20 protein-coding genes and 1 tRNA gene are annotated in these 25,109 nt (G+C 37.7%); 13 read left to right on the plus strand and 8 right to left on the minus strand.

Features of this window, described 5'->3' with window-relative positions:
* Window positions 1-269: 269 nt before the first annotated feature.
* From M902_RS01865 to M902_RS01885, 5 genes are all read left to right on the plus strand, one after another.
* Window positions 270-788: a YkgJ family cysteine cluster protein gene (locus M902_RS01865; protein ID WP_084710412.1), complete on the plus strand. Its 519-nt coding sequence runs from the start codon at window positions 270-272 to the stop codon at window positions 786-788.
* A 12-nt stretch (window positions 789-800) separates the two neighbouring features.
* On the plus strand, window positions 801-1,442 hold the full coding sequence (locus tag M902_RS01870) for a class I SAM-dependent methyltransferase (protein ID WP_021265872.1): 642 nt from the start codon (window positions 801-803) through the stop codon (window positions 1,440-1,442).
* Window positions 1,439-1,771 carry an arsenate reductase family protein gene (locus M902_RS01875; protein WP_021265763.1) on the plus strand — a complete coding sequence of 111 codons (333 nt, stop codon included), beginning with the start codon at window positions 1,439-1,441 and terminating at the stop codon, window positions 1,769-1,771. Before M902_RS01870 ends, M902_RS01875 begins: the two co-directional genes overlap by 4 nt.
* 3 nt (window positions 1,772-1,774) lie before the next feature.
* Window positions 1,775-2,506 (plus strand): tRNA-uridine aminocarboxypropyltransferase, encoded by a 732-nt coding sequence (locus tag M902_RS01880; protein WP_021266034.1) that lies wholly within the window; start codon window positions 1,775-1,777, stop codon window positions 2,504-2,506.
* A gap of 127 nt (window positions 2,507-2,633) precedes the next feature.
* Window positions 2,634-4,919, plus strand: coding sequence for a hypothetical protein (locus M902_RS01885; protein ID WP_021266088.1), 2,286 nt, complete (start codon window positions 2,634-2,636; stop codon window positions 4,917-4,919).
* A gap of 6 nt (window positions 4,920-4,925) precedes the next feature.
* Here M902_RS01885 and M902_RS01890 read toward each other — a convergent pair whose 3' ends face one another.
* The 3 genes from M902_RS01890 to M902_RS01900 all read right to left on the minus strand — a co-directional run bounded on the left by M902_RS01890 (window position 4,926) and on the right by M902_RS01900 (window position 6,113).
* Window positions 4,926-5,297, minus strand: coding sequence for a hypothetical protein (locus M902_RS01890; RefSeq protein WP_021265722.1), 372 nt, complete (start codon window positions 5,295-5,297; stop codon window positions 4,926-4,928).
* 82 nt (window positions 5,298-5,379) lie between these two features.
* On the minus strand, window positions 5,380-6,018 hold the full coding sequence (locus tag M902_RS16285; RefSeq protein ID WP_084710413.1) for a hypothetical protein: 639 nt from the start codon (window positions 6,016-6,018) through the stop codon (window positions 5,380-5,382).
* Window positions 6,019-6,036: 18 nt separating this feature from the next.
* A tRNA-Arg gene (locus tag M902_RS01900) sits at window positions 6,037-6,113 on the minus strand.
* Between the two features lie 115 nt (window positions 6,114-6,228).
* Here M902_RS01900 and rsgA point away from each other — a divergent pair.
* From rsgA to M902_RS01935, 7 genes are all read left to right on the plus strand, one after another.
* A complete protein-coding gene (rsgA, locus tag M902_RS01905) occupies window positions 6,229-7,215 on the plus strand; it encodes a ribosome small subunit-dependent GTPase A (RefSeq protein ID WP_021266375.1) in 987 nt (328 codons plus the stop codon).
* A 133-nt stretch (window positions 7,216-7,348) separates the two neighbouring features.
* Entirely contained in the window at window positions 7,349-7,810 is a 462-nt protein-coding gene (locus M902_RS01910) for a PilZ domain-containing protein (protein ID WP_021265844.1), read from the plus strand.
* Window positions 7,811-7,855: 45 nt separating this feature from the next.
* A complete protein-coding gene (locus tag M902_RS01915; protein ID WP_021266354.1) occupies window positions 7,856-8,944 on the plus strand; it encodes a hypothetical protein in 1,089 nt (362 codons plus the stop codon).
* Between the two features lie 19 nt (window positions 8,945-8,963).
* Window positions 8,964-9,707, plus strand: coding sequence for a hypothetical protein (locus tag M902_RS01920; protein WP_021266458.1), 744 nt, complete (start codon window positions 8,964-8,966; stop codon window positions 9,705-9,707).
* 9 nt (window positions 9,708-9,716) lie between these two features.
* Window positions 9,717-10,253, plus strand: a complete 537-nt coding sequence (locus M902_RS01925) for a peptidylprolyl isomerase (RefSeq protein WP_021266247.1) — start codon at window positions 9,717-9,719, stop codon at window positions 10,251-10,253.
* Window positions 10,254-10,388: 135 nt separating this feature from the next.
* On the plus strand, window positions 10,389-11,894 hold the full coding sequence (locus M902_RS01930) for a BspA family leucine-rich repeat surface protein (RefSeq protein WP_040313746.1): 1,506 nt from the start codon (window positions 10,389-10,391) through the stop codon (window positions 11,892-11,894).
* Window positions 11,895-11,984: 90 nt separating this feature from the next.
* Window positions 11,985-12,914, plus strand: coding sequence for a hypothetical protein (locus M902_RS01935; protein WP_156979691.1), 930 nt, complete (start codon window positions 11,985-11,987; stop codon window positions 12,912-12,914).
* Here the strand turns inward: M902_RS01935 and recJ are convergent.
* The 3 genes from recJ to M902_RS01950 all read right to left on the minus strand — a co-directional run bounded on the left by recJ (window position 12,911) and on the right by M902_RS01950 (window position 16,413).
* A complete protein-coding gene (gene recJ / locus M902_RS01940) occupies window positions 12,911-14,632 on the minus strand; it encodes a single-stranded-DNA-specific exonuclease RecJ (protein WP_021266058.1) in 1,722 nt (573 codons plus the stop codon). The two genes, M902_RS01935 and recJ, sit on opposite strands and share 4 nt — an antisense overlap.
* Before the next feature lie 46 nt (window positions 14,633-14,678).
* Entirely contained in the window at window positions 14,679-14,924 is a 246-nt protein-coding gene (locus tag M902_RS01945) for a hypothetical protein (protein ID WP_021265840.1), read from the minus strand.
* A 145-nt stretch (window positions 14,925-15,069) separates the two neighbouring features.
* Window positions 15,070-16,413, minus strand: a complete 1,344-nt coding sequence (locus M902_RS01950; protein WP_021265739.1) for a hypothetical protein — start codon at window positions 16,411-16,413, stop codon at window positions 15,070-15,072.
* A gap of 144 nt (window positions 16,414-16,557) precedes the next feature.
* Between M902_RS01950 and M902_RS01955 the strand changes: the two genes are divergently transcribed.
* On the plus strand, window positions 16,558-17,301 hold the full coding sequence (locus tag M902_RS01955; protein ID WP_021266261.1) for an acyl-[acyl-carrier-protein] thioesterase: 744 nt from the start codon (window positions 16,558-16,560) through the stop codon (window positions 17,299-17,301).
* Between the two features lies 1 nt (window position 17,302).
* On the opposite strand, the gene M902_RS01960 is transcribed toward M902_RS01955, so the two are convergent.
* Together M902_RS01960 and M902_RS01965 are read right to left on the minus strand one after the other, a co-directional pair.
* Window positions 17,303-20,878, minus strand: coding sequence for a fibrinogen-like YCDxxxxGGGW domain-containing protein (locus tag M902_RS01960; RefSeq protein ID WP_021266269.1), 3,576 nt, complete (start codon window positions 20,876-20,878; stop codon window positions 17,303-17,305).
* A complete protein-coding gene (locus M902_RS01965) occupies window positions 20,875-25,002 on the minus strand; it encodes a tail fiber domain-containing protein (protein ID WP_198011850.1) in 4,128 nt (1,375 codons plus the stop codon). Before M902_RS01965 ends, M902_RS01960 begins: the two co-directional genes overlap by 4 nt.
* Between the last annotated feature and the right edge of the window lie 107 nt (window positions 25,003-25,109).

The following is a 25,109-nucleotide window of genomic DNA, read 5'->3' on the forward strand; positions in this document are numbered from 1 at the left end:
ACATTGTTTCCTATTACTAAGTACAACTCGTAAATTAAGCTATAATGATAGCTGAGAGTAAGCCGTGACCGGAGGTCGAGCTGAATTATCCAAAAAGAGCACTTGAAACTTTTAAAAAATACTCACAACTAAATGAGTTTAGAGAGTTTTATCTTGCTATCTATAATCGATTACAAAAACGGGTAAGCTCTGTTGAGAGGGCCCAGCTGTCTCATGAACTTGTTGATCATTTTACTAATGAAGCTAAATCAGATCCTACTGCTAAATCCATGATTTCTTGTCGGAAAGGTTGTTCGGCTTGCTGTCATACTCAAGTGTCAGTTAACCAGGATGAGGCGGAGCTTTTGGCCACTCGTATCTTAGAAGATGGAATAAAGATTGATATCGATTCATTGGTAAGACAATCTACTGTCGGTAACGATTCTGCTGCGTGGTTTGCAATCCCTTATGAACAAAGGGGCTGTGTTTTCTTAGACGATAAGGGTGCATGTCGTGTGTATTCTGATCGCCCAAGTGTTTGTCGTTCAAATTATGTTATAAGTGATGCCAGATATTGTGATACGTCAAATGGTGAGTATAAGACGATTAGAATATTAAAAACGAGTAAGGCCGACTTTGTGACAATGGCCGCCTTTAATTTAAGCTCTAAAGGTGGAGCATTACCTTTAATGCTTGTTGAGTCTCTAAATAAATTAGGAGAACAAAAATTATCTAAATCAATGAAGAAGAACTTCAAAAAGAATAGCTTTAAAAGGCTAAAAGAGCTTTTCAATAGTAGTGCAATGTAATAAAAATACTTCATGCACTGTCCATTATGTCATAGTAACTCAATTCATCTGTATGCCAATACTTTAGGTAGTGACTACTTTGAATGTAAGAATTGTTCTTATGTTTTTAAGGATCGCTCTAAACTACTTGATAGTGTCGTGGAGAAGTCACGCTACGATACTCATGAAAATAATAGTGAAGATCAGGGTTATGTTGATTTCTTAAATCGACTTATTTTACCGTTGAGTGAAAGACTTTCTGAAAATAGTTATGGGTTAGATTTTGGTTGTGGCCCAGGGCCTACAATTTCAAAAGAGATGAGCAAGCGTGGTCATCATGTTGAAGACTACGATATTTATTATGCCAACAAACCTGAGCTTTTAGAAAACCAGTACGACTTTGTTACTTCGACAGAAGTGTGGGAACATTTTTACGAACCCGCAAAAGATATAAAAAAATGCTGGGATCTTGTGAAGCCAGGTGGACATTTAGGTGTGATGACATATTTTACACCGGAAGAAAAAGAGAAGTTCTCTAATTGGTGGTATCTGCGTGATGAGACTCATGTCGGTTTTTACAACGAAGCAGTCTTTCGCTATATTGCTAAAGAACTAGGGGCGAGTTTAGAGATTTTAAGTCGCCAAGTTGTTATTCTAAAAAAGGATTTATCATGAAAATTTACGGAATTAAAAACTGTGATACTGTAAAGAAAGCTCTTAAGTACCTTGAAGCGAAAGGTGCAACTTATGAGTTCATTGATTATAAGAAAACACCACCAACAAAAGATGATCTAAAGAGATGGGATGAGGCTTTTGGTGAGCTTCCTGCAAATAAGCGCGGTCCAACTTTTAGAAAGATTAAAGAAGAATTTGAAGGTGCGACAAAAGCAAAACAAATCTCTCTTTTAATTGAGAACTCATCTGCAATCAAAAGACCTATTCTTGAAAAAGGGAAGAAGACTCTTAGAGGTTTCTCTCAAGAAGAGTGGGATCAGTTATTCTAAATTATGCTTAAAGATTTAAAAGATACAAATTCATATCGCATAAAGTGTATGGGCTGCTCAAGGCCCAAAACACTTTGTGTTTGCAGCCTGATTAAAACTTCTCAAATTCGCTCTAAAATTGTGATTCTTATTCACCCAATGGAAGCGAAGAAAGAGAAGCTTGGAACAGGTCGAATTACTCATACTGGACTAGCAAATAGTGAATTAATCATGGGAATTGATTTCACAAGTGATAAGAAGGTAAATGATCTTTTAAATGATGAGAGTTACTATCCAATGGTTCTTTACCCAGGCGAAGACGCACTTAATATTTCTGCTCCTTCAAGTGAAGAAGTTGAGCTATTAAAGAATAAGATCCCATTGATTTTTGTCATTGATGGAACTTGGCCATGTGCTAAGAAGATGATGAAATTATCCACGAATATTAATCAGCTTCCTCGTATCTCTTTTTCGTCAGACAAGGAATCAGCATTTCTTATTAAGCACCAACCTCATAAACAGGCCCTTTCAACTGTTGAGTCTGTTCATGTCTTAGTCAAAGAACTTGGAAAATATGGTGTCGAGGACCTCGATGGCAATGAAGATTCGATGATCGATGCTTTCAAGGCCATGGTTCAAAAGCAGATCGATATCGCCTCTGATCCTAATGTTCCAACGTATCGTGGACGTAAAATGGATAAGCAGAGAGTCGCACTTGTCAGAGAGAAGAAAAACCGCTCATTTATTCTAAAATAACCCATTTTTTTGGCATCACCATTAAAGCCTAAGTCCTTAATATTAAAGAGAATGCACTTAAGTTCCGGCTTTTTTAGGAACTCTTAAGGCCCTATAATAAAATATAAATTATTAAAGAGGGATTCTTATGAGAAGCTTAAACGTACTCAATAAATTATTAACAGCGACTATCATCTTCACGATGATCAACCTCAATATTGCAATCAATATTGAACAGGCACGCTTTAATATCACAGGCCAACAAGCGATGGCACAAAGTACACTTCCAAAAGAAGATCGTTCTATGTCGGGGGACGGTTCATTCAAGTTAAAGAATGCTCAAGAATCCGATAGTGATAGTATGGCCCGTAAGCGTCAGCAAAATAGTGGGACCTATACAAAGGAAAAAGCAAGTGGGGGATTACTTGGAATATTTAGTAATCAACTTTTTGCACCTCTCATTTTGTTAACAATTGCATTCTTAGTAGCAAAGATCTGGCTTTTCTTTAAACCAAGTAAGCCTTATGACGTATATGCCGCAGCTCTAGGAGCAGGTATCTTATTACTAAATGAAGTGATGAGTGCGTTTAAGCAGAATGAGTCACTTAAGGATCGTAAGGATCGAATTGAATACGAAGGTCTTGATGAAGATGGGCAGATTGATGTTTCTCAAAAACAGATGCTTGAAGAAGAGAAAGCTGCTCTAGAGGAAATCAAAGGAACAGCAGAGAATAAATCAAAATATCAAAAAGCCGCAGCCGCTGCATTTGCTGTAGCTTCTGGAATCGCTTTTGTTCAAGGAAATGGTGAGCAAATACAGGCACAAGCATGTGCTGCAGCTGTTAATGCAAGAGCGAAAGCATTAATGGCACTTCAAGCTGGATCTGTTGCTTGTATGGATCCATCAGCTGCTGACACTGCAGTTTACACTACTGCATGTGAGGCAACGGCTGTAACAACAGAGGCTATTGAGACTCTTAAATTAATTCCAGGTGAATCAAAGATCCAATATGCGCAGCTTATGAGTTTAATTGAAACGAAGGAAACAAATAAGCAAACTTGTAAATTAGGTGCAGATGCAAAGGCTACACAGGCAACGACTTTATGTAAGGGGAACCTTGCTAAAGCTCAGTCTGCAACCCCTGTATCAGCAGCACTAACAGCAAAGCTATCAGTTGCCTTAGGAGAGATTCAAGCCGCTACTGGTGCGCTTGCTGGAACGAAGGCAGTAGTAGAAACAGCCTGTCTAGTCCATACCGAAGAAACTGTTAAGAACTCAGGAGAAAGTTCTGAAGTTAAAACAGGAGCAGATGCAAAACCAAGTGTAAAAGCTGGTTTCTATGCGTCGATTCTTACACTACTTATTAATAAAGCTCATGCTGGTTATGGAAATCTTATTGGGGCCCTTGGTGGATTAATTGCCGCTTATAAATTACCAGTAGGGACAGCAATGGATACATTCATGCTTTCAAGTACGAAAAGAGGAACATTGTGGCTTGCTATGAGTGGAACTTCTTTAGCTTCATCGAAAGCAATGGATAAGGAAGCTGATACCATTCAAAAAAATATTGATAAGATCGATTCAATTTTAAAGAAATTTAGATCTGCTGATTCTGTAACAAGTGCACAAGCAAAAACACTTCAAAAGAAGACGACAATGTTAAGTGCTTATACGCCTCAACAAATTGGTGAGAAATTTGAGTGTATTGGAGGCCTTCCTAAAATTGCTACAAATAATGGCTCTAAGGCGTGTCCAAATGCTAAGAAGTATATTGTAAGTGGAACAGATAAATTGAATGCCGCTGGTTTTAAGATGCCAGATAGTTTAGTGGGGTCCCTTGTTAATGCCGCTAATGGAATTCAAGATACGACTTCTATTTCACCAACGACACAAGAGGCATTTGACGCCCTTGGTTCATCTGCTAACGCTCTTAATAAGAAAGCAAATGCTGTTATGAAGAAAACACTTGAACGCGCTCAAAAGGCAAATAAGAAGAAACCTGTTGCTAAAAATTTACTTGCTTCATTTGGAAGGAAGTTTGGAAACTTAAATAAGAGAGCAGGTGGTTCAAGTGGTCTTATGTCAGCTCTGCCATATCTTTCTCAACCAAATCAAGGTTCAAGATTTGATGAGAATGAAGATGAAGAGGAATTACAAGATGGCCTAGCTGTTGATGCTAAAGGTGGAGAAGGTCTTGATGCCGCCGGTGCTGCTAATAATGGTGGGTTTAAGTTTGACTTTGGTGAAAGTGATGCTGATCAATATGCACTTCATAAGAATTCTGAATTTGCGGCAAATGCAGACGCGGTTGCAGCAATGGAAGAAGATAGCGAAGGTGAGATTATTGAAGATTCAAATGTTGATATCTGGAAAGCAATCTCTGTTCGTTATAAGAAAACAGCTTACGATAGATTATTAAAGCGAATTGAATAAAGGAGACTAGAGGTCGATCTTTTTGATTCGCTTATCAATACCAAGATTCTTCTTACGATATTCTTCGCCGAATCTCTTAGGACAATCAACTTCTTGATAAGAAAATAATTTAGTATCTTTGAAAAAGTAGTGTGGCTTCTTTCCTTCGTAAAACCATTGGGAATGCGACCACGAGCTTACTTTTATTTCTGGCTCTTTGCTCTTTTGGTTAATAACGACTTCATCTATTTTGTAAATTGAGCTTGGAGAACGATTCTCTCCAGCATAGCGATTATCTACTTCCTCCACACAAGTATCCACATCATAAGCAACATGATAGCTAGGTGAGCACGAGGCAAAGAAGTAAATTGAAAGTAGCGCTAGAGTGATTCGTTTCATGTAGAACCTATCGTCATCTCGTGGAAATTCCTTTAACTGTCAAAGTTTTATTTAAGTAAATTTAGAGGTTTAGAGATTTAAATTAATTTAAATATCTTAAAAAAAGACCTAAAGCTAAATAAAAAGAGAAGTGAAAACCAAGAGATAGAAGGTAGCCACGGTAGAAATAAGAAATGAGATAGGCAAAGAGGAGCCCGCCTGCAATTGAAGGTAAAATGAAATAAAGGGCATCCATTCCAAATATATAAAATAGTGGCAAGTGAATGACAGCGAAGAAAATCCCAAAGTACTTCACACTATCTCTTCGATTATAAAATTTTAGATAGTGTTCAATTAATATATTAATTAGTAGCTGTTGAAAGATAATATCAGCAGACTTCGAAATAAAAACATTCCAATTAAAAAGTGGAAAGAGAATTTCTGAGTTAATGATTTCAAATTTCTTAATCATTGAAATAGGAAATAAGTAATTAATTGAAACGGCCATTGCTAAGAAAGCGATGCTCACAGTTAAGTAAGATCTAATATGCTCTTTAGAGATCTTAATTGAATTTGTGATGTAATTAAATACTAGGGCGCTAGCAATAAAGAAAGCAGATGTCGGGGCCCAGCCTGAATTGTAATCAATTCCGTATGGCTTAAACACAAGATTTATAATACCCATGATAAGCATCCAGAAGCTGCCCACGATAATTGTAAATTTAAGTGATTGTTGATTCATAGAAAGTCGTTGAGAAAATGGCGCACTCGTCAGGATTCGAACCTGAGACCGTCCGCTTAGAAGGCGGATGCTCTATCCAGCTGAGCTACGAGTGCGTACTTGGACTTTGTGTTCAGTTAAAATAATGGCACATGCCAGATTTGTCAATATAAGATGTAAAAATGTTGAAGAGATGGTAAAGTTTATAGAAAGTTTACACAGTGGAATTCTATGTCAGATAACGTACTAAAAGCTAAAATTATTCGCTCGCACCAGCGCGACTTCGATTGCCTCATCGACGAAACTAAAGAAGTAGTCAAGGCGACGGCGCTTGGTAACCTTCTTAAGAAGGGTGAAACCCTCGTTGTTGGCGATAACGTTTATTTAGATACGATAGCTGAAACGGGAGAGTTTATTATTAAAGAGGCCATGCCTCGTAAAAATGAAATCTTTCGAATTCTAGTGAGAACATCTAAGCGTAAAGTAACGGCCGCTAATTGTGACTATCTTGTAATCCTATCAAGTGCCGCAAGGCCAAAGTTTAAGCGTGGAATTATCGATCGTTTTCTTGTGCGTGCCTTCCAGTGGGGAGTAGAGCCAATTGTTGTCTTCAATAAAATGGATCAATATGATCCCGAAGAATTTGATATCCAGTATGAAATTCTACGCCTTAAAGAACTGGGCGTTAAGTATTTTGAGATCTGTGCATTGGATAAGGATTATGAGACCCAATACCTAAAAGGTGGAATGAATGAATTCAGAGAGGCGCTTAAAGGTAAGACAGCTCTCTTTGTTGGCCAGTCTGGGGTAGGAAAGTCACAAACGATTTCATGCCTCTCTGAGGGGGAAGTTGAGCTTAAAACTAAACAGGTTGGAAAAGTTGGTAAGGGCTCACATACGACAACTTGGTCAGAAATTGTCGACCTTGGTGACTTCTATCTTATTGATTCTCCAGGGATACGTTCGTTCTCTCTCGATGATATTGATCCAGATGATCTGATGGAGCTCTTCCCTGATCTTGAAGAGATCGCTCGCCACTGTCAGTTCTCAAATTGTAACCATGAACCAGAGAATCGAGGTTGTGCCTTTTATTCTGAGGAATATGATCCAGAAACTGAAGAGGGACTTATGGTTCACTCTAGGCTTGATAGTTACCAATTATTTCATTCTGAAATTTCTTCGACTCCTTTTTGGCAGAAAAAGAAAAAATATCGCTAAGTATTTAATTTTACTAAGTCTTTAACATTTGGACCTTCTTGCCTAGTGCAAGATTTATCTCTTATTCACCTCATGATTTATGCTCTTTTGACGATAAGTCAGACAGCTAAAATATCTGTAATAAGGGGTAATAATGTCTGATAACAAAGTAATTAACTTCCAAGCTAAGAGAGAAGAGAATATCGAAAAGAAGCGTAGAAGCTTTGAGCGTATTTGCTTTAATAACTTTATGGGAGCTTACTCGGTAATTGAATCAGATGGTTATTCTTACGCTATTAATATGGTTGATATCTCTCATGATGGATTGTCATTTAATGTTCCATGGACAGATAAGACAGATGCAAAGCTCAAGGAAGGGGATGAGCTAAAGCTTAAATTCTACTTCACGAAAGGATCATATATTCCTGTTATCGTTAATATTCGTCACAGCGCACTAACTCAAGGTGCGGACGGTGTCACTTATATGCAATATGGTTGTGAATTCGACAAGTCGATGCACTCATTTAAGGCCATGGAGCAATTTATCAACTTCATTTATGCATTCTCTGAGTACTCAGTAGTGGATAATGGAGAGATGAAATCTCTTTTTATTTAATGGTATCTAATTGTCATTAAGCCTTTAAACTTATAAGATCGGGCCATGAAAATCGCGATTTTAGGTAGTGATAAGCAGGCCCTTGCCGCTTATCGTTTTTTTGAAGACTTAGGTGTCCACGTTAAAATTATTGGTCAAATTCCAAGTGAATCTCTTGAAGATTTTAGAGATGTTGCCCATCGTAATGTAGAGGTGATTCGCGTTCATAAGCGCTTCCTCAGTCCATCTTCAGTTTTAGAAAATCGCTCTCGTGTGGCCGATACTTTCCGTGTCGTGTTTAAAGTCGATGCAACACCTGAAATTGAGCGCCAAAAATTAGAGAATCCAGAAATATTTGAAAAACTAGGTAAGGACGTTCTTGATTCTCTAAAGAATTCAATCGAGTCTTTTGAGGACTTTGACTTCATTTGCTATTCAAACGAATTAACGATGGCAAACCCAATGGGGGCAGCTCAAGTTCATGCTTTAAATGAACGAGCTCTTGCAGATGATAACAGAATCACTTACCACATTGAGCACGAAGCTTCTCTTTCTGCTATAAAAGCCGCGAGAAACCTATGCTTAGTAGGGACTGGAGTTGAAAACCTTAAACTTCTAAGTTTAATAAAAGATGTCTATCTTGAAGACCTAACTAAGACCCTACAGATAATAACTTCTGAAGAAGTTCCATTTGGAAATTTAACTTCAGCACAAGTTAAAGAATATAAAGATGAAATTTCTCAATTTAGTGACCTTTTAGCAAAGGATCGTCAGCAATTTGACGATGAGAAGAGAGAGTTTGAAGAAAAAATAATGCAGTGGAGATCTCTTGAGCCACATATTAAGGCAAAAACTCCAATGCCTGCTGAACCGAAGCCAAGGCTTATGATTTATAACAGTGCTGTTGTTTCTTCTGTCGATAAGCTCTTAGATCGTAAAGGTTTATTTGTTACTATCGAAGGAAGTGAACTACTGGGTGGTGCTGAACAGCTAAAAACTCTTGCCTGTGACCGTATTTGTGTCGATCAAGGTGTGAGTGTTGAGTCTAGTAAGGTAAAAGGTCTAACGAGTGATGAAGAGGGATTCTATTCTCTCTATGAGATGGCGTTAGAAGAAATTAAAGAAAATATGTTAAAATATTTTTCTAAGCAATAATTGAAAACTAGGTTTTATATTGAGACTATTTTATATCGTATTCATATTAGCACTTCTTTCTTGTACGACGGCCGTTGACCGCGAGTACAAAAGAGTGCAAACAGATGAGTACTACCGCGATTCTGGTGCCGCTGTTTATATGCTTCCAATTCTTCCTGAGTGGAGAAATTTTTCAGGTGAAGGGCAGTGTAAACGCACAAGTGACATGAGATACTTAAATATTTTGAACCTTATGGATAGCTTCTCTATTGACCATCAAAGTGCTTCTCAAATTCAATTTGCTTTTAATCGCTTGTACACAGAGCGTGCTCAGAATATGGAGAGAAGTCCGACTCTAAAAGAAGTTGAGCAAATCTTCTTTAGTGCTAACGACTTTGTTACGGCCACTGGTGGTTATCTAAAGCAACCAAAGTTTTCTCAAGTTAATATTATTTGGTTTGATAGCTACCGCGATAATATGGCCCAGCTTAAGAAACTTATGTCTTCTAAGTCAATGCTTGAAGGAAGACCTGTCTTTGTTTCTCTATGTCTTAAAGACACTGAAATAAAACCTGCACTTAAAGAAGCTAGTGTTAATTTTGAAGGTGCTTATTTTGTGGACTATCGCTATTTAACTTATTACACACCTAAAGGAGAGTTATCTTCTGAAGAAAATTTCTACTTAGACCAATATCTAAGCTCAAGTGTAAGAAGACGTCGTGTTTATTCTCATAAAAAGCGCCCGAATTTTATAAAAGGACGCTTTAAATATATCAATTATTAAGGAGTAATTATGTTCGGTTTTGGAACTAAGAAAGATGCCCATAAAGAAGATCTAGATCGCCTATACGCTAACTTTGAAACAAATATGGGGAATTTCAAAGTAGAACTTTATGCAAAAGAATGTCCGGAAACAGTATGGAATTTTGCCAACCTTATTGAAGGTAGACAAAAGACTCCAGCGAAAGAAGGGCCATACTACGATGGATTAATTTTCCACAGAGTTATTGCTGGCTTTGTTATTCAAGGTGGATGCCCAGATGGAACAGGAATGGGTGGACCTGGTTATAAATTTGAAGATGAGTGTCGTGCTGATCTTCGTCACGACGGTGCAGGGATTCTTTCAATGGCAAATGCGGGGCCAGGTACAAATGGATCTCAATTCTTTATCACTCTTGGTGCCACTCCACACTTAGATGGACGCCACACTGTTTTTGGTAAAGTTATCGAGGGAATGGATGTTGTTGAAAAAATCGGTGAAGTTCGCACTGGTATGCATGATCGTCCAATGCACGATATCGTTATGGAAAAGGTAACTATCGAAAGATAATTTTTAATATCTGCTCCTTATAAATTTATAAGGAGCAGCAACTGGGTAAAATAATCCTAATTCTTTACTTTTTTTCTTTATATTACTTAAATTAAATTTACTTCCGAAGAGGTCATTAAGAACTTCGGGAGACTTATGAAAGTTATCTATATTCTAACTTCTTTACTAATACTGTCTTGTATACAGGACCCTCAAGTTAAGTTTATGCTTAATAATGATGGCCCAGGTGACTCTGGTGGAGGTGGAGCTAGTGAAAGCCTAGAGCTTGAGTACTTAATTCCAGGGAGTAATCACGATATTACCTTCAATTTTGATACAGCAAATGAGGCTAATGTTGTAATTGATTGGGGAGACGCAAGCCCTGTTGACACAGTAACTAAGCCTGCCGCTACAGCAGGTAGTATCACTCACACGTATACTAACTCTGGAACATATACAATTACTATGACTGGGTCATTAGGCAAGCTAGTTATTAATCATAGTGAATTAGAACATGTTTTAAACTTAGGTGATATGGCCTGGAACGACTTCTATAATATGTTTGCTTTTGCTAGCAATTTAAAGAGTGTAAATGGTGGCGTTACAGATAACGTTACTAGTATGAGATGGATGTTTCGAAATTGCCCTTTAATTGAAACAGTGAATATGTCGACTTGGAACTTTTCAAATGTTCAACTTATGACCGGAATGTTTTTATTTTCTGGCAATGGAGCACTTAATATCAATTTGAACGGACTGAATGCTCCTAATCTAACATCTATAGAGGGAATGTTTTCAAACTCCGATATAAATAATGTTGATTTCTCTTATTGGACAGTTCCCGCCTTAACAACAATGAACAACTTATTTATCAATTCAACAGTAAAGTCGATAAATATGAATGAATTTGATACTTCAAATTTAACAGAACTAGATTCTGTTTTTGAAGATACAACATCTTTAGTGAGTTTAACCTTTGACAACTGGGATGTATCTAATGTGACGTCATTTAATAGAATGTTTTCAAATACAAATGCAAGTGATTTAAGTGATGTTCAAGCGTGGAATACGGCAAGTGCTACAAATATATATAGTATTTTTTCAGACGCCCAAAATGTAACAAGTCTTGATCTTACAGGTTGGACGATATCTGGTGTAACAAATTTAGCAAGTGTTTTTTCTAATATGACGAGTCTTTCTAGTTTGAATATTTCAAATTGGGATACTTCAAGTTCCAGAAGTTTTTCATATATGTTTTCTAATACATCTAATTTAAATTCGTTAGATATTTCAAGTTTTAGTAATTCTTCTTTGAATAATGGTGCTCGCAGAATGTTTTCTGGCTCTGCTGTAAATAATCTAACGTTTCCTGCAACATTTAACATAAATACTAACGGTGAATATAATGAAATGTTTTTAAATTTTATAGGTGGTGGGACTCTTGATGTTTCAGTGTTTGACCTAGCTACATATGCTCAAATTCCTCGCATTTTTGAAGGAGTTGAAGGAGTTACTATTGATGCTAGAGGGTGGCCGGATGATAGTTCTATTGGAAATGCTAACTATCGTTGTTTAGGAAACCCACAAGTGCCTTTAGATGGAAGTGTTGTTTTTATGTGTGACACAGGTAAAACCGTTTGTGGAATAAGTTGTGCTCATTAATGGAGAGATATGAAAAAAATAATTTGTTTCCTTTTAATCTTTATATTTCAGCTTAATACTAGTGCTCTTAGTAGTGCAGAAAATCAAGAAGTGAAATTTTTCAAAATTAAACTTGTTGTGAAAAAACAGACAAGTTTAAAGGCTATTTATAGTCGTCTTCTATATGAAGAAGTTGAATATTCCGAGACCTATAAGATGGTTAGAGCAACTAAGAAATTTAATCCTGATATAGAGGATTGGAATAATTTAATGCCGCAGAAGATTCTTCTTTATATTGATACTTCTAAAGTTGATATTAATAAATTGTATAAAGCTCGCAAAGTAAGTACTACAAATAAGAGTGATATTTATAAAAAATCTAGTTCAAGTAGCGAGAGTGTATTAAAGAATCTAAAAACATCCGTTTTCTATATGGCCTCATTTGGTAATTTTGATCAAAGTAAAAATAATTCTAAAGTTGTATTTAAACAAAACTCGTCTTTTACGCTTGGCTTAAGTCTTAGTTACAAACCAAATATAAAGGATGTAAGCTTTTCATCAAGTTTATATTATTCATACTTAGATACCGCATCAACAAATCTTGACTTTGGAGATATTCAAGTCGATGCAGAAATTGGCGGTAATTTCTATGGTAACTATGATATTAAAAATAATATAACGTTATATTCCGGATTGGATTATGAAAGGTTCAATACATTTAATATTGATGAGCTTGTAACAAATTCTGAAATTGCTTTTGATAAAAATAGCGTGATTTATTTTACTTTGGGTATTCAGAAGAACTTTAATGTATATAGAAAAAATGTACTTCTTAAGATTAGTTATTCTTATTCTATGTTCTCCTCTAGTTCATCTTCTTCAGAGGATTATGAGTTTAGTGGAAGTAAGCTAATGGTCTACTCAGCAATGAATATTTATAACAAGTTCTTTATGCATGCTTTATTTAAAATGCATAATATGACGGGACCAAGTGACTTAGTCGTTAATCGATTTGGACTGGGAGTTGGATATAGCTTTTAAGTTATCTCAACTCTATCAACCATCAGTTGAATATATTTATTACCGTTGAAATAGTTTAAGGCCAATGTGAAGTAGACCTCTAATACACTATTGGGGTCTGCTTGACGGTCATATATTTGATCAGGTGTAAGTTGTCCCCACTTAGACATATAGTTAAAACTAATCCCTTTAAGATTAATTTTCTGATTTGTAATCGAAGTAAAATTCCATCTTACGTGAACATCTTTTAATAGATCAAAGCTCTTAAGTTTTGCGCCTTTTAATTTGAAAATAGGCTTCTCATTGCCCATTCCAAATGGCTCAAGAGCGTCTAGTCCTCTAAGGAGTCCTGGGTCTATTTCATCTGGTGTGATCTCAAGATCATAGAAGTCTTGCACAGTTCTTTCTATTAATGGAATGGCCTGAAGCTTTTCATTCATTGAAGTCTTGAATGTCTCAAGGTTATCAACTGGCATTGAAAGACCGGCCGCAGCCTTGTGTCCACCAAACTTTAAGAAAAGCTCACGGTGCTCATCTAGTAGCTTGTAAATATCAAGCTCTCCTGCAGATCTAGCAGACGCCTTAATTACACCTTCGTCTTCAGCATTACTAAATACAATAGCAGGAACTTTAAAAGTTTCAACAAGCTTTGAAGCAACAATGCCAATAACGCCCTCATGAAAGTGTGGGGCATAAACAATTGCAATGTCCAATTCACCATTTCTTTTGAGTTCATCAATAACTTGTTCCTTGGCCTCTTCAAAAACTTCTCTTTGAATGGCCTTGCGTTCAGTATTGCAATTTACTAGCTGATGATAGTATTCACGAGCTTCGTTATAATCTTTTGATATTAAAAGTTTTAGAGCAACTTCAGGGTGGTCAAGTCGACCTTTTGAATTAATGAGGGGTCCTACATTAAAAGACAGTTTTTCACTTGGAATAATATCTTTGCCACGATCTGTTGGATCAAAGAAGGCCTTAATTCCTTCGTATTGAGTATTCTTAATCAGTCTCATCCCATGACGAACAAGTTTTAAGTTCATTGGAGAAAGTGGAGCAAGGTCACAAATAGTACCAATAGCAACGTATTGAAGAAGATCGTAAACAGACGGAATCTCTTGTCCACGGGCCAATAGCTTCTTTCTAATTTCCACACAAATAGCAAAAGCTACACCAACACCTGCAAGAGGTTTCATTGCTGAATCAGCAGGCTCATCACGGCGAGAAGGGTTAACTACGGCTACAGCTTCTGGCATTGTTTCACGTCCATCCTTATGGTGGTCAGTGATAATAAGCTTTAGGCCTTTCTCTTTTGCATAAGCTGCTGCTTCAACATTTGAAATACCACAGTCAACCGTAATCATAAGGTCAATGCCTTCTTCAATAGCGCGATCAATTGAGCAATTATGAAGGCCATAGCCTTCGACAAAGCGAGAAGGTTGAATAAGATCAACTTCTAAATTTAGCTTTTGAAAGAATTGGTAGAAGAGTGCACAAGACGTCGTTCCGTCTACATCGTAGTCTCCATAGATGGCAATCTTCTCATTATTATCAATGGCCTTGATGATCTCATCAGCGGCAATATCAATATCAATAAGTTCACCAAAGTTAGGTAATGCTTTCAGGTCCCAAGAAAGAAATTCTTGAATCTCTTCAACGCCCATTCCTCTTTTTTGAAAGAGTCTTTGAACGACTGGGTGTAAATTAAAATTTTGAGTTGCTTGTGTTGTGTTCTCCATTAGAGAACGATATCACGTTGGAACTTGATCGAGAATTAATAAAGTCTTACCAAAGTACGGTAATACCTTTAATAATATCTTCTTCGTGCAGCTCGTTAACATCTGAAAACAATAGCTTAAAGTCAGAAGAGTTTTTTGCGTGGACTTTATCAAAGTATTTTGTTGGTAAGAATGATTTCTTGCAGCTTTGGCATTTTTGTACTTCGGTTGCGGTATCGTGCACATGGCCACAAACATGGCACTTTTTAATAATTCTTTTTTTAGCAACTTCCATATTAATTTCTTTCATCATTCTAACCTTAATTCCTTTAGATGTAGTACATACCTCTTCGAAAGATAGGTGAATAAGTTTAGAAAAATCGGCAATAATTACCGAAAAAAGTAAAGGCCGAGTGTCTAACTCGGCCTTTGATCAAATTTAGAAGGGGGGATGGGTATTAAAAAAGTTTTATGTTAGCACTATCATTAGCGTCTAAAGCAGTCGTGTAATTATTTAAAATAGGGTTACTGTCTGCAGTATTGATACCCATATTAAAGTTTTGGTTTGGAATATTGTTATCCCAGTTATAGCCATGTTTTGAGTAATCAAAATTCTGCACTTTAATTGATTGTTCTGGAGCGTAGTAGTTACCCCAAGGCATTGATTCACTTACTCTCAGCATCGGTGCACTTGTACCGTAATAATCGTTATAACTATAATTCCAATTATTAAGGCGATTCAAATCTTGCATCATAAAAGATTGCTCTCTAAAGTCTCTAACCATATTTGAAAAGCTCTCTTGTCTCTGATTAAGGGCATCGTATGTACCAAAGTATGAATTCACCTGTGGTTGCGTAAATTGAGAGGTAAGCATACTAACAAATTGTTGCATGGCCACGGCCTCTTGCTGTTGTTGGCGTTGGTACTCTGCTTGCTCCTTCATCTCTCGGATATATTCAATGAGAGCAAGTTCGGCCTCTGAGAGCTTGTCGTCTTCAGACTCGTCTTTTTCTTTCTTCTTTGCTTTCAATTTATCTTTATCTATTTCTTTACTATCTGCTTCAGCGGTAACTTGCTTTTCTTCTATATCAGTTGAATCATTCTTATAGTCTTCAAGCTCTGCCGTAATCTTTGCAAGTTCATCTTGAAGTTTCTTTATTTCATCAGTGTCAATCTTAGATTTTGCATTCTCCAGCTCACAAACTAAGATTGCATTTTCTTTCTTTAATTCTTCATTTTCTAATTCTAGTGCTGAAAACTTCTCACTGATTTCTTGAAGCTTCTCTCTTGTTTCATCAAATTTTGAAATTGCTTCTTTTGCCGTATCTAGCTCGGCTGTTCTTTGCTCGATTAATTCTTCGAGTGCCTTAATTTTTTCTTGGCGTATATTGTCATCAACAGGATCAGATGATTGTACATTTGCTAATTTCGATTTTAGCTTAGATATTTCCTCACTACTTTTTGCAAGTTCTTGCGAGAGAGTATCTGATTTACCTTGTAGGTCCTCATATCTTTTTGATAAGTCTTTGAAGTCTTTGACAAGCTTTTCATCGACGTCTTTAATTTCAATTTTTACAATATTTTCAACCTTGCCAAAGAGTTTCGCTGTATCGAACCAAAGATCAAAAATACCTTTTTGGTGGACTTGATAAGATGTTACAGAAACTTGCTTTTCACCAGCGATCTCGCGGTAATGGCCACTATGATATGAGTTGTCTGAAACTAGCATTTCATTTTGCACGTAAGTGCTCGATAGAAATAATGCACTCATAATAAACAGCTTTTTGTAACAAGCTTTCATAAATTCCTCCCAAGAATTTGATTCAATTTATTAGTTGCAACTGCTATGCCAAGAAAAAGGCCAAAAACCATGCAAAAATGCCATAGATACTGTTCATCTTTTAGACACTGGCCAAAACCAATACGCTTTTGCTTTAATAGATGCATGAAAGATAAAGTATTTAAAAAGACGTATCAGGTTAGTATCAATAGTGTGAATATCAACAAGAAATTGGGCCTATTCGGTATTCTTGGTTATTTACAGGACATTGCTACTGTTCATGCAGAGGTGATGGGTTTTGGTTTAGAAGATATGATAAGAGATCAATCCTTTTGGGTTCTCGTAAGACAAAAACTTCGTATGACAAAATTTCCTGTATGGAATGAGAGCGTTGAAATTCAAACTTGGTCGAGGCCTCCCGAAGGAATGTACGCCTTTCGCGAGTTTGAAATCTTTCTTGATGGTGAAAAAATTGGAGATTGCTCAACTGTATGGATGATCCTAGATGGTGTGACAAGAAAGGTGAAAAAGCCTGACTTCTCAATGGAGAGAATTAATCCACGCACTGATTATCATTTAGATTATATTGCTCATAAAGTTGAGGTAAGGGATAACTTTGAAAAAGTTAATACCATTACAGTACGAAATAGTGATCTTGATTTAAATATGCATGTCAATAATACGAAGTATTCACAGTGGATTCTTGATTCGATTCCGATCGAACTCCATAAAACGGCAACGCTTAATGAATTTGAAATTAACTTCATGGCCGAAACTCACCTAGGGGATGAGATCGATATTTACCGAGCTCGAAATGTTGAAGGGGAGTTTAAGCACGATATCACCTATAAAGGAGTTAGGCACTCTGATGGCAAAACTTGTTTTTTAGCAAAGCTCTTAGCTGATTAGATTAGCGTAGATAGAATTCAAAGCTACAGGCGCCTTTTCCTGAGTAGCACACTTCTGTTCCATATGCTGGTACAACACCTTCATTTCCACCATTGATGGTAAGATTATATGCATCGGCTCCATCATAATTATCATTGGCATTTTGACCAGCGCATCCTTCTGTTCTACTTGTATGGCGAAGGTTTCCTGTACAATCCACTTTGTCGTAATCCCAAGTTCCATTGCCATTTTCAATAATCGGAGCACCGCCATTGTAAGATGGAGAGATAAACATAGCATCAGTTGTTCCATTGGCCCGTGAGAAGTACTCTGGGTTTATTGATGCTTGAGTATTAGGCAGTGTTCTCTCTGTTAAGAGATTGTCTGCAATTGCACTCACCATAATAGAGTTATCAAGATCTGTAACTCCACTTGAGCGAACAACAAGAGTCCAGCCTCCGCCATCTGTTGTCATATCACAGTAAACCGTACGCAGAGCGTTTTGTCCTGGTTGGAAGTTGATCGTGTAATTTCCTGAAGGAGCATTTGGATTCTCTTCAAGAATTTGCTTACAAGAGGATTTGTATTCTCCATATGAATTCGATTCACGAATCATAAACCACCCATTTCCAGCACCAATTGCTGTTGCTGGATCTGTTGCCCATTGCTTAGCGGATCCACTCCAGTAGGCACCGTTAAAGTATCCACCTTCAGATGCTTCTCCCCCTCCATGAATTTTACCGCTCCAGCAGCTTGCATACCAGAAGGGTGTATCAGTATAAAATGTCGCACAATTCCCTGTATGAGTATCATTGTCTTGGTCTGTAGTAGACCACATCATTCCATTATGACTTGTAGCAATTGGTGCAGCTACTGTTCCTAGTAATTGAGTATAAGATTCAATATTTAATCGATACTTATCAGCAGGATCAAAATTTTTCACTGTCATGATTGCCTGTTGCGAGATCGTTTGTTCATAATCAGGTGACCAGGAATAGAGGAGCTGAAAATCATTATTTCCAGAAATCGAATTCCAATGTTTTAGACCGAGGAAATAATTAAAATATTCTAGGTAGTAATTCAGTGTTTGTGCTGCAGGCATTCCCGGTCTGGCGATTGGAGAGCATTTTCCCGTGAAATCATTTGATGATGAACGATCATATGAACAACGTGGAGTTGTATTTATTGAATCACTATATGTAATACCTGTCGTTGGCTTATTTGTTCCTTCTCTCGTATTCCCCCATACTAGTGTCCAACCACCTCCTTGAGTCCCCATATCACATACTGTTGGAAAAGGAGGAGTTTCTCCAACGGGACTATCTGGATCAATTATATAAATCCCTGTTCCACTTGAATAACCACGATCAAGAATCTCTCGACATGACTTCATTGAAGGAAGTGAACGTACCCAAACACGTGTTTCTTGATATTGTTTAAGAGTAAGACCAAGACCTGATTCAACTTCGGTACTATTATAAGCATTTGTACAGTAGTTGTTATCAGAAGATGTACAAGTCGTGATATCACTTCGTACCATTGAGTCTCTAGGAGTACATCTCTTACCGTAACCTCCACCAATGAAGATTCGGTCTGTAATATTTGGATCCACATTGACGCATGAATAGAAGACACGCCAGTTATTCCCGTAGCCATGGAAGAAATACTTCCCAACAAGTTCTACATCTTCTGTACCATCCATATCTGCAAATTTTACTTGAGGGCTTGTCGCATCTGCTTGGGAAACGACTTGTTGAAAATAGTCTGGAATTGTCTTATCGAGGTAAGCCGTCTCCCAAGTGTTATCTGTAATGCTAAATCCAGTGTTTACACTTTCGATGCGCATTTGATTGAAGGCAATCGAGTTTGATTTCGAGTATACTTCCGCAGAAGTATCACCTCGAACAGCGTGGGTCGGGTAGCCATGCCATACTTTTGTCCAGCCACCGCCTTCTGTCGTCATATCACAGTCAACTGTAACGGCCGTTCCTTCTGGATAAATCGTATAAGAACCATTCCCTCGTGATTTACCACTTAAAAGAATATCCATACAGTTCTTTGGACGATTATATTTTTCTCTTAAAAAGTAACGTGCCTTGACAGTAGCTTGTCCTGTGTTGAAACCACCAACTCCACGAACACGTGAAAGGTCGTCGCTTCCATTTGTATGATAAATATAGTGACGTGGCTGATCGTGTACGTCAGATGTTCCTGTTTGATTGTATGCGGGAAGACAGTCTCCCCATCCAAAACCAACTCCTGCCCAGTTAGTTTGACTATCTAAGTAGTAACTTGTTCCATTGCTATTTCTAAAGTGAAATTGTGAGCCACCTGTCATAATGTCACAATCTCCTGGTGTCGTCCTACTTGGTCCTGCCTTAATATCAACAACAAGGTTAAAATCTTCTGGGTTAAAGAATTCAACAGTCGAGTAGTCAGTTGCTCCCCAGTTGCCGATATCTCGTGCCATCATTTGCGTTGCCGAGAAATCAAAGAAATTATGCATCCCAATTGTATTAATATCCGCATAATTTGTACTATTGATATTGATGCCAGCAAATTCATTTTTCATTATGTTATATGACTTCTTCGTCGTCATTGCAGGATCTGCTGCATTGGCATAGAAGAGAGTCCAACCACCATTGTCGATATCCATTTCACAATAAACTTGTGTGGCAGTAACTTGATCTGGATAGATCGTATAAACTCCTGAACCCTTGGATTCTCCTAGCTCTAAGATATGTTGACATGACATTGGTCTCATCCCTTCATCGTGGAGATAGAGCTCTGCTAATTGTGTCCCAACATTATTATTGTGATCTGAAGGAATTCCCGTTTTATAAGCAGCATCTGAACCAATGGCAAAGTACCAATTTGAGTGGTTAACTGAACCATCAATAAGAGATTGATCACTATTTGAGTAGCCAAAACTATTATTTCCAAGCTCTAGGCCACCCCATCTTTGACTATTCATTTCAATATCAATTTCTCGATAACCACGAACAGGAGTGTCGTAAATTGGATTTGTAAATTGTGACCAAATATTTTTTTTACCTTCGTTAGGGTAGTTAATCCAAAAAGTAAAACGATTAAGATTTTCAAACTCATCAATATACTGAATGATGGAATAGAGGTTACCAGTCGGTGCTGCTTGATTATAGAGTAGAGCCGAATTAGTCGTAGGAAAGAATCCACCGGCGACATTATGCTTATAGATTCTCGTCCAGCCACCACCATTATTATCCATATCGCAATAAACGCTTAAGGCCGCTAGCGGTCCTGCTCCATCGATGTCAATTGTGTAAAGACCACTTGGATATGTTCCTGTTTTATTTAATGTCGAGCATGAAACTTGACAGTCACGAACGACAATATCAGATGGTGCATTGGCATAGAAATTCATCCATTCTGGATTAGTCTTCGTTGCAACAAAATGTTCATTTGTTGTTGATGTATTCCATACTTTCTTGCAAGTATTATGGGCCACTATTGTTTTAAGTTCATTGGTTGCTAGTTTGAAACCAGTATCAACAGTATTGATCGCAAGAACAGCTTGCGAGAAGAGTAGAGTAAATAGAAAACCTATTTGAATGTTCATTTCTTATTTGCTTTTTGTAACTCTTTAATTGCTTTGCGCATCTCTTGCATATCTGCTTTAAGTTGCTCGTTTTCTTCTTTAAGTGAAGCAATCTCTCTTTTAACTTCTTCATCATTATTAAAGAGCTTATCAATCTTATTTGAAATTGATTTTACTGCTTCTACTAAAAGCGCCGTGATATTTCCGTACTGAACAGATTTATAGCCATCTTGTCCTGTCTTTACTAATTCTGGTTGAACTTTTTCAACTTCCTGGGCGATAAAACCTACAGTCTTTTCTTTTGGAAAATTTCTCTCTGGAAATTCTTCTGTTTTCCAATCAAAAGTTACCCCACGTAGAGAGTTTACCTTGTGAAGTGGATCAATAATCGTTTCCACGTTTTCTTTGAATCTCTCATCTGAAGTGTAGAGGTAAGCTGCTGCGAGAACATTCCCCGCTACATGAAGCTTTTCTGTTGGAGTAGAAGTTCCTACTCCTATATTTCCTCCGGCCATCATTCGCATGATTGTTCCACCACTGTATTGTGTCGTAATATTTAAAGCATTAGTATCACCGCTTCCAGTTCCATCATAGGTGATGCTAAAGTCAGAAGTATTAGCAGAACCGGCCTCTACAAAAGTAATGGACTTAGATCCTCCATTAGTAATATCTTTCATTAAAAGATTACCATTATAAATTTCTAGTTTTTCACTCGGGGTAATAGTTCCGATTCCAACATTTCCAGTTGGTGTAATTGTCATATGAGTATTTTTATATGAGGCATCATCATTTCTTTGGCCAAGGTATAGATAGCCGTCATTATTGTTGAATGACCATATCTTATTATCGGCACCACCGGAGCGATCTTCTAGGTATATATAAGAATTAAGAGCTCCACTTACATGTAGTTGACTTTGTGGTGTGGTCGTTCCTATACCTACGTTACCAGAGTTATAATAGATATTACTTCCAGTTGTTGTCCATTGAGATTGATTAATACCACCAATTTGAGTTGTTACATAACTTTTCATTGCACTAACTGAAGGAGCTTGTACCGTTTGAGCTCCAGCTGTCGAGTTTACAACTGCTGCTGATTGAGCTCGTCCATTCGTAAAGTATAAATTGGTTGCACCTTCGGCCAGGTCATCAGTATTTGCAAGACCCGTAATTGCTGTGTAGTTCGCATTGATTTGTGCCTGTAGTTTTCCGTAAGCATCCAGTATTGTATCTGTTGCAGCTAGTACAGAATTTGCTCCAACTGAATATCCTGTAAGAGGTGTGCTCATTACATTTGATGCTGGTACACGTCCACTTCCATCGAGTCTTAAAAGCTCATTGGCACCATTTGAAGTATTAACAGCTATATTCACATCATCAGTGTTCGCCGTTAGAGTAAGATCACTAGAAGCTGTTAGGCCTTTGAATACTAAGTCAGTTCCAGTCTTTGTCTTATAGAGAGAAGTTCCACCGGCACTTGAAGCAGTGTTTTGTTCTCCACTTGCTGCAACAACACCTGATAAACAACCTACACCGTCAATACAGATATCATTGCCTGTTGTGACATTCATACCACCATCAATAGTAAGCTTCTGTGTTGGTGCGATATTTCCAATGGCAACATTTCCACCAGAAGACTGAAGATAGACATCAACATCACCAGCATTAGGGCCTGTGGCAAATGTTCTAAGGTATGTATGAGTATCACCACCTTCATAGATTAGGCGGAAGTTCATGTCTTGAAAGTCTGGTTCACCATTATCTTCAATTAGATCAAAGAAAGATGCTGTATCTCCAACAGTTAGTGAGAATGCTTCAGTTGTTGCACCTGCTCTTGAAATATAGAATGGTTGAGTGCCTGAATCCGTTGCAAAGTTTGCACCACCATTTACGGTAAGCTTGTGGCCTGGAGATGCAACACCAATCCCAACATTACCTGCACCATTAATTCGCATTCTTTCTTTATTAAGATCTGCAATTAATGAACCACTTGTTCTAAAAACAAGGGAGGCTTGTCCATAGTCTGCATTGGCACCATCTGTTTCCTGAATCGAAGCAATCGATGCATTGGCAACTTTTGAAGATCCTGAGTAGTTAGATGTAAATAGAATATTACTTTCAGCGCCGATCGCTGGATCTGTCGAATTTAAACGTAGCATCGCAGGAAAATCTCTTCCTGCCGCAAGACTTACGGTTTTATCTACACCGTTAATATCAAGAAGCGAATATGGTGTTGTTACACCAATTCCAATATTTCCTGTCGGATAGTGAATATCACTTCCTGCTGTTGTCCATTGTGTTGCGCGATTATCAACATATGATTTAATAGCAGCAACTGAAGGTGCCTGATCTGTCTCACTGCCTACTGTCGAGTTCACAACTGCTGCAGTTTTTGCTCTGGCATCAGTGTGATAAAGGTTCGTTGAGCCCTCTGAAATATCATCAGTGTCATAAGCTGAGATTGATGCAAGAGACGATGCGTGAGAGTCAAGTTGTCCTTGAACTTTTTGGAATGCTTGAAGGACACTATCTGTCGCAAGTACACTTGAAGCTGCACCTGTTGTAAACCCTGTTAAGGCAACATCAATGGCAGGATTATAGTTAATAATTGAATCTGCTAATTTATCACCAGCACCTACTTGAGCAATCTTGCCATTCGTTGTTCCGACATCAACTGCAAGAGTTCCCGAAGAAGTAATTGTACCACCAGTAAGTCCTGTACCACCAGTCACTGCTGTTACTGTTCCTGCGTTTCCTGTAGGCCATGCCGCGCGACAGTCAACACCGATACATAGCTCAGTTGCTTTTACCTTTCCAGCTACATCAAGTTTTTCTGTCGGTGTATCTATTCCAATACCAACATTTCCAGATTCAGTTATTCTCATGGCCTCAGAATTTAGTGGCCTAAAAATAATATGTGCTTCATCAGCATCATTGGCCATTGTTCTAATCTTTAGCCCTTGATAGTCATACATCATTTGAAAGTAATCAGTTGTACTATCCCATGAACGGTCCATTCTAAATGAGCTCGCCCAAGTATCATCAACTTCTTTGATATGAAGTTGCGATGTTGGAGCGTTAATATTGATACCAACTTTACCTGTTGAATAATGAATGTCGCTACCACTTGTTGCCCACTGAGATGAAGTAATAGCACCTGTTTGAGCTGTTACATAATTTTTTACTGAATCAACAGAAGGTGCAGTATCTGTTTCTGTTCCTGCCATCGAATTTATAACTTTTGCATCGGCCATCGCTTGCGCAGTCGTATCGACGTAGCCTTTTACTGCAAGCTCACTTGGAACTTGAGTTGCTGAATCTAAAGTTCCCGAGTTATCAAGGTCACTTGCCGGAATTTGTGCTACATTGGCAACATTTCCAAGTCCGACATAAGTTTTATCAATTGTTGGCGCATTAATCTTTGACCAACTAATAGCTGCTGCTGCGTTAATATCCGCATCCATAATTGACCCATCTTGGATTCCACTTGAATCAATTTCTGGACTTGAACCGCTGGTTACACGTCCGAAGTTATCAACTGTTACCGATGTGTAAGTTCCGGCAGACCCAATATTTGCTTGACCAATAACTCCCGCATTATCAACTAGAGTCGTATCAACAGCAACCGCCGCCGTTTGATTCACACATTCAAATTCATTTGATGCATTTACAGAAACAACTTGTCCTGGAGCACAGGCTCCATTGAAATCAACACTGTCAGGAGTCACTGCATCGTTTACAATGGCCTCTGCAAGAGCTGCGTGATTTGCATAAACTGAAATTGGATTCGCTAAGATATTTTGATAATCAAAAACGATTGAGTTCGTCGTATCTGTCACACGAATAACTAAGGTCTCTCCTACAGGAATAGTATTAATGACTGTTGCAATACCGGCAAAATCTAATTCAACGGTATAAATTCCATTAGAGAGTGGAACACTATTAATTGTTTGAGTTGCAACAACTGTAGAAAGATCATTTGAATAGAAGAGATCAAATTGAAGATTAGGAGTTCCTGTAATAGGAGTTCCATTACTTTGCACAAGACGTCCCGAATAACCGAGCTTACTTGTCGAAGCGTGTAGGTTTAAGGATAAGAAGCTTAAACTAAACGCTAAAATAAATATCAAGATTCTACTTACGTACAACAAAGTTCCCCTGTGTTTACAGTGGCATATCGACATATTATTATGAAACATTAAAGAAGAGAAATTTAGGTAGTTAAGTGGATAAATTTTCCAATTTAAGTGCCGGA

Origin of the sequence: Bacteriovorax sp. BAL6_X (assembly GCF_000443995.1) — a bacterium.
In the GTDB taxonomy this organism is placed as follows: domain Bacteria; phylum Bdellovibrionota; class Bacteriovoracia; order Bacteriovoracales; family Bacteriovoracaceae; genus Halobacteriovorax_A.

Bases quoted from the DNA above. Each gene is read 5' to 3' on its own strand.
- M902_RS01865 (WP_084710412.1), top strand. From the start codon at position 270: ATGATTTCTTGTCGGAAAGGTTGTTCGGCTTGCTGTCATACTCAAGTG.
- M902_RS01870 (WP_021265872.1), top strand. From the start codon at position 801: ATGCACTGTCCATTATGTCATAGTAACTCAATTCATCTGTATGCCAAT.
- M902_RS01875 (WP_021265763.1), top strand. From the start codon at position 1,439: ATGAAAATTTACGGAATTAAAAACTGTGATACTGTAAAGAAAGCTCTT.
- M902_RS01880 (WP_021266034.1), top strand. From the start codon at position 1,775: ATGCTTAAAGATTTAAAAGATACAAATTCATATCGCATAAAGTGTATG.
- M902_RS01885 (WP_021266088.1), top strand. From the start codon at position 2,634: ATGAGAAGCTTAAACGTACTCAATAAATTATTAACAGCGACTATCATC.
- M902_RS01890 (WP_021265722.1), bottom strand. From the start codon at position 5,297: ATGAAACGAATCACTCTAGCGCTACTTTCAATTTACTTCTTTGCCTCG.
- M902_RS16285 (WP_084710413.1), bottom strand. From the start codon at position 6,018: ATGAATCAACAATCACTTAAATTTACAATTATCGTGGGCAGCTTCTGG.
- rsgA (WP_021266375.1), top strand. From the start codon at position 6,229: ATGTCAGATAACGTACTAAAAGCTAAAATTATTCGCTCGCACCAGCGC.
- M902_RS01910 (WP_021265844.1), top strand. From the start codon at position 7,349: ATGTCTGATAACAAAGTAATTAACTTCCAAGCTAAGAGAGAAGAGAAT.
- M902_RS01915 (WP_021266354.1), top strand. From the start codon at position 7,856: ATGAAAATCGCGATTTTAGGTAGTGATAAGCAGGCCCTTGCCGCTTAT.
- M902_RS01925 (WP_021266247.1), top strand. From the start codon at position 9,717: ATGTTCGGTTTTGGAACTAAGAAAGATGCCCATAAAGAAGATCTAGAT.
- M902_RS01930 (WP_040313746.1), top strand. From the start codon at position 10,389: ATGAAAGTTATCTATATTCTAACTTCTTTACTAATACTGTCTTGTATA.
- recJ (WP_021266058.1), bottom strand. From the start codon at position 14,632: ATGGAGAACACAACACAAGCAACTCAAAATTTTAATTTACACCCAGTC.
- M902_RS01945 (WP_021265840.1), bottom strand. From the start codon at position 14,924: ATGATGAAAGAAATTAATATGGAAGTTGCTAAAAAAAGAATTATTAAA.
- M902_RS01950 (WP_021265739.1), bottom strand. From the start codon at position 16,413: ATGAAAGCTTGTTACAAAAAGCTGTTTATTATGAGTGCATTATTTCTA.
- M902_RS01955 (WP_021266261.1), top strand. From the start codon at position 16,558: ATGAAAGATAAAGTATTTAAAAAGACGTATCAGGTTAGTATCAATAGT.
- M902_RS01960 (WP_021266269.1), bottom strand. From the start codon at position 20,878: ATGAACATTCAAATAGGTTTTCTATTTACTCTACTCTTCTCGCAAGCT.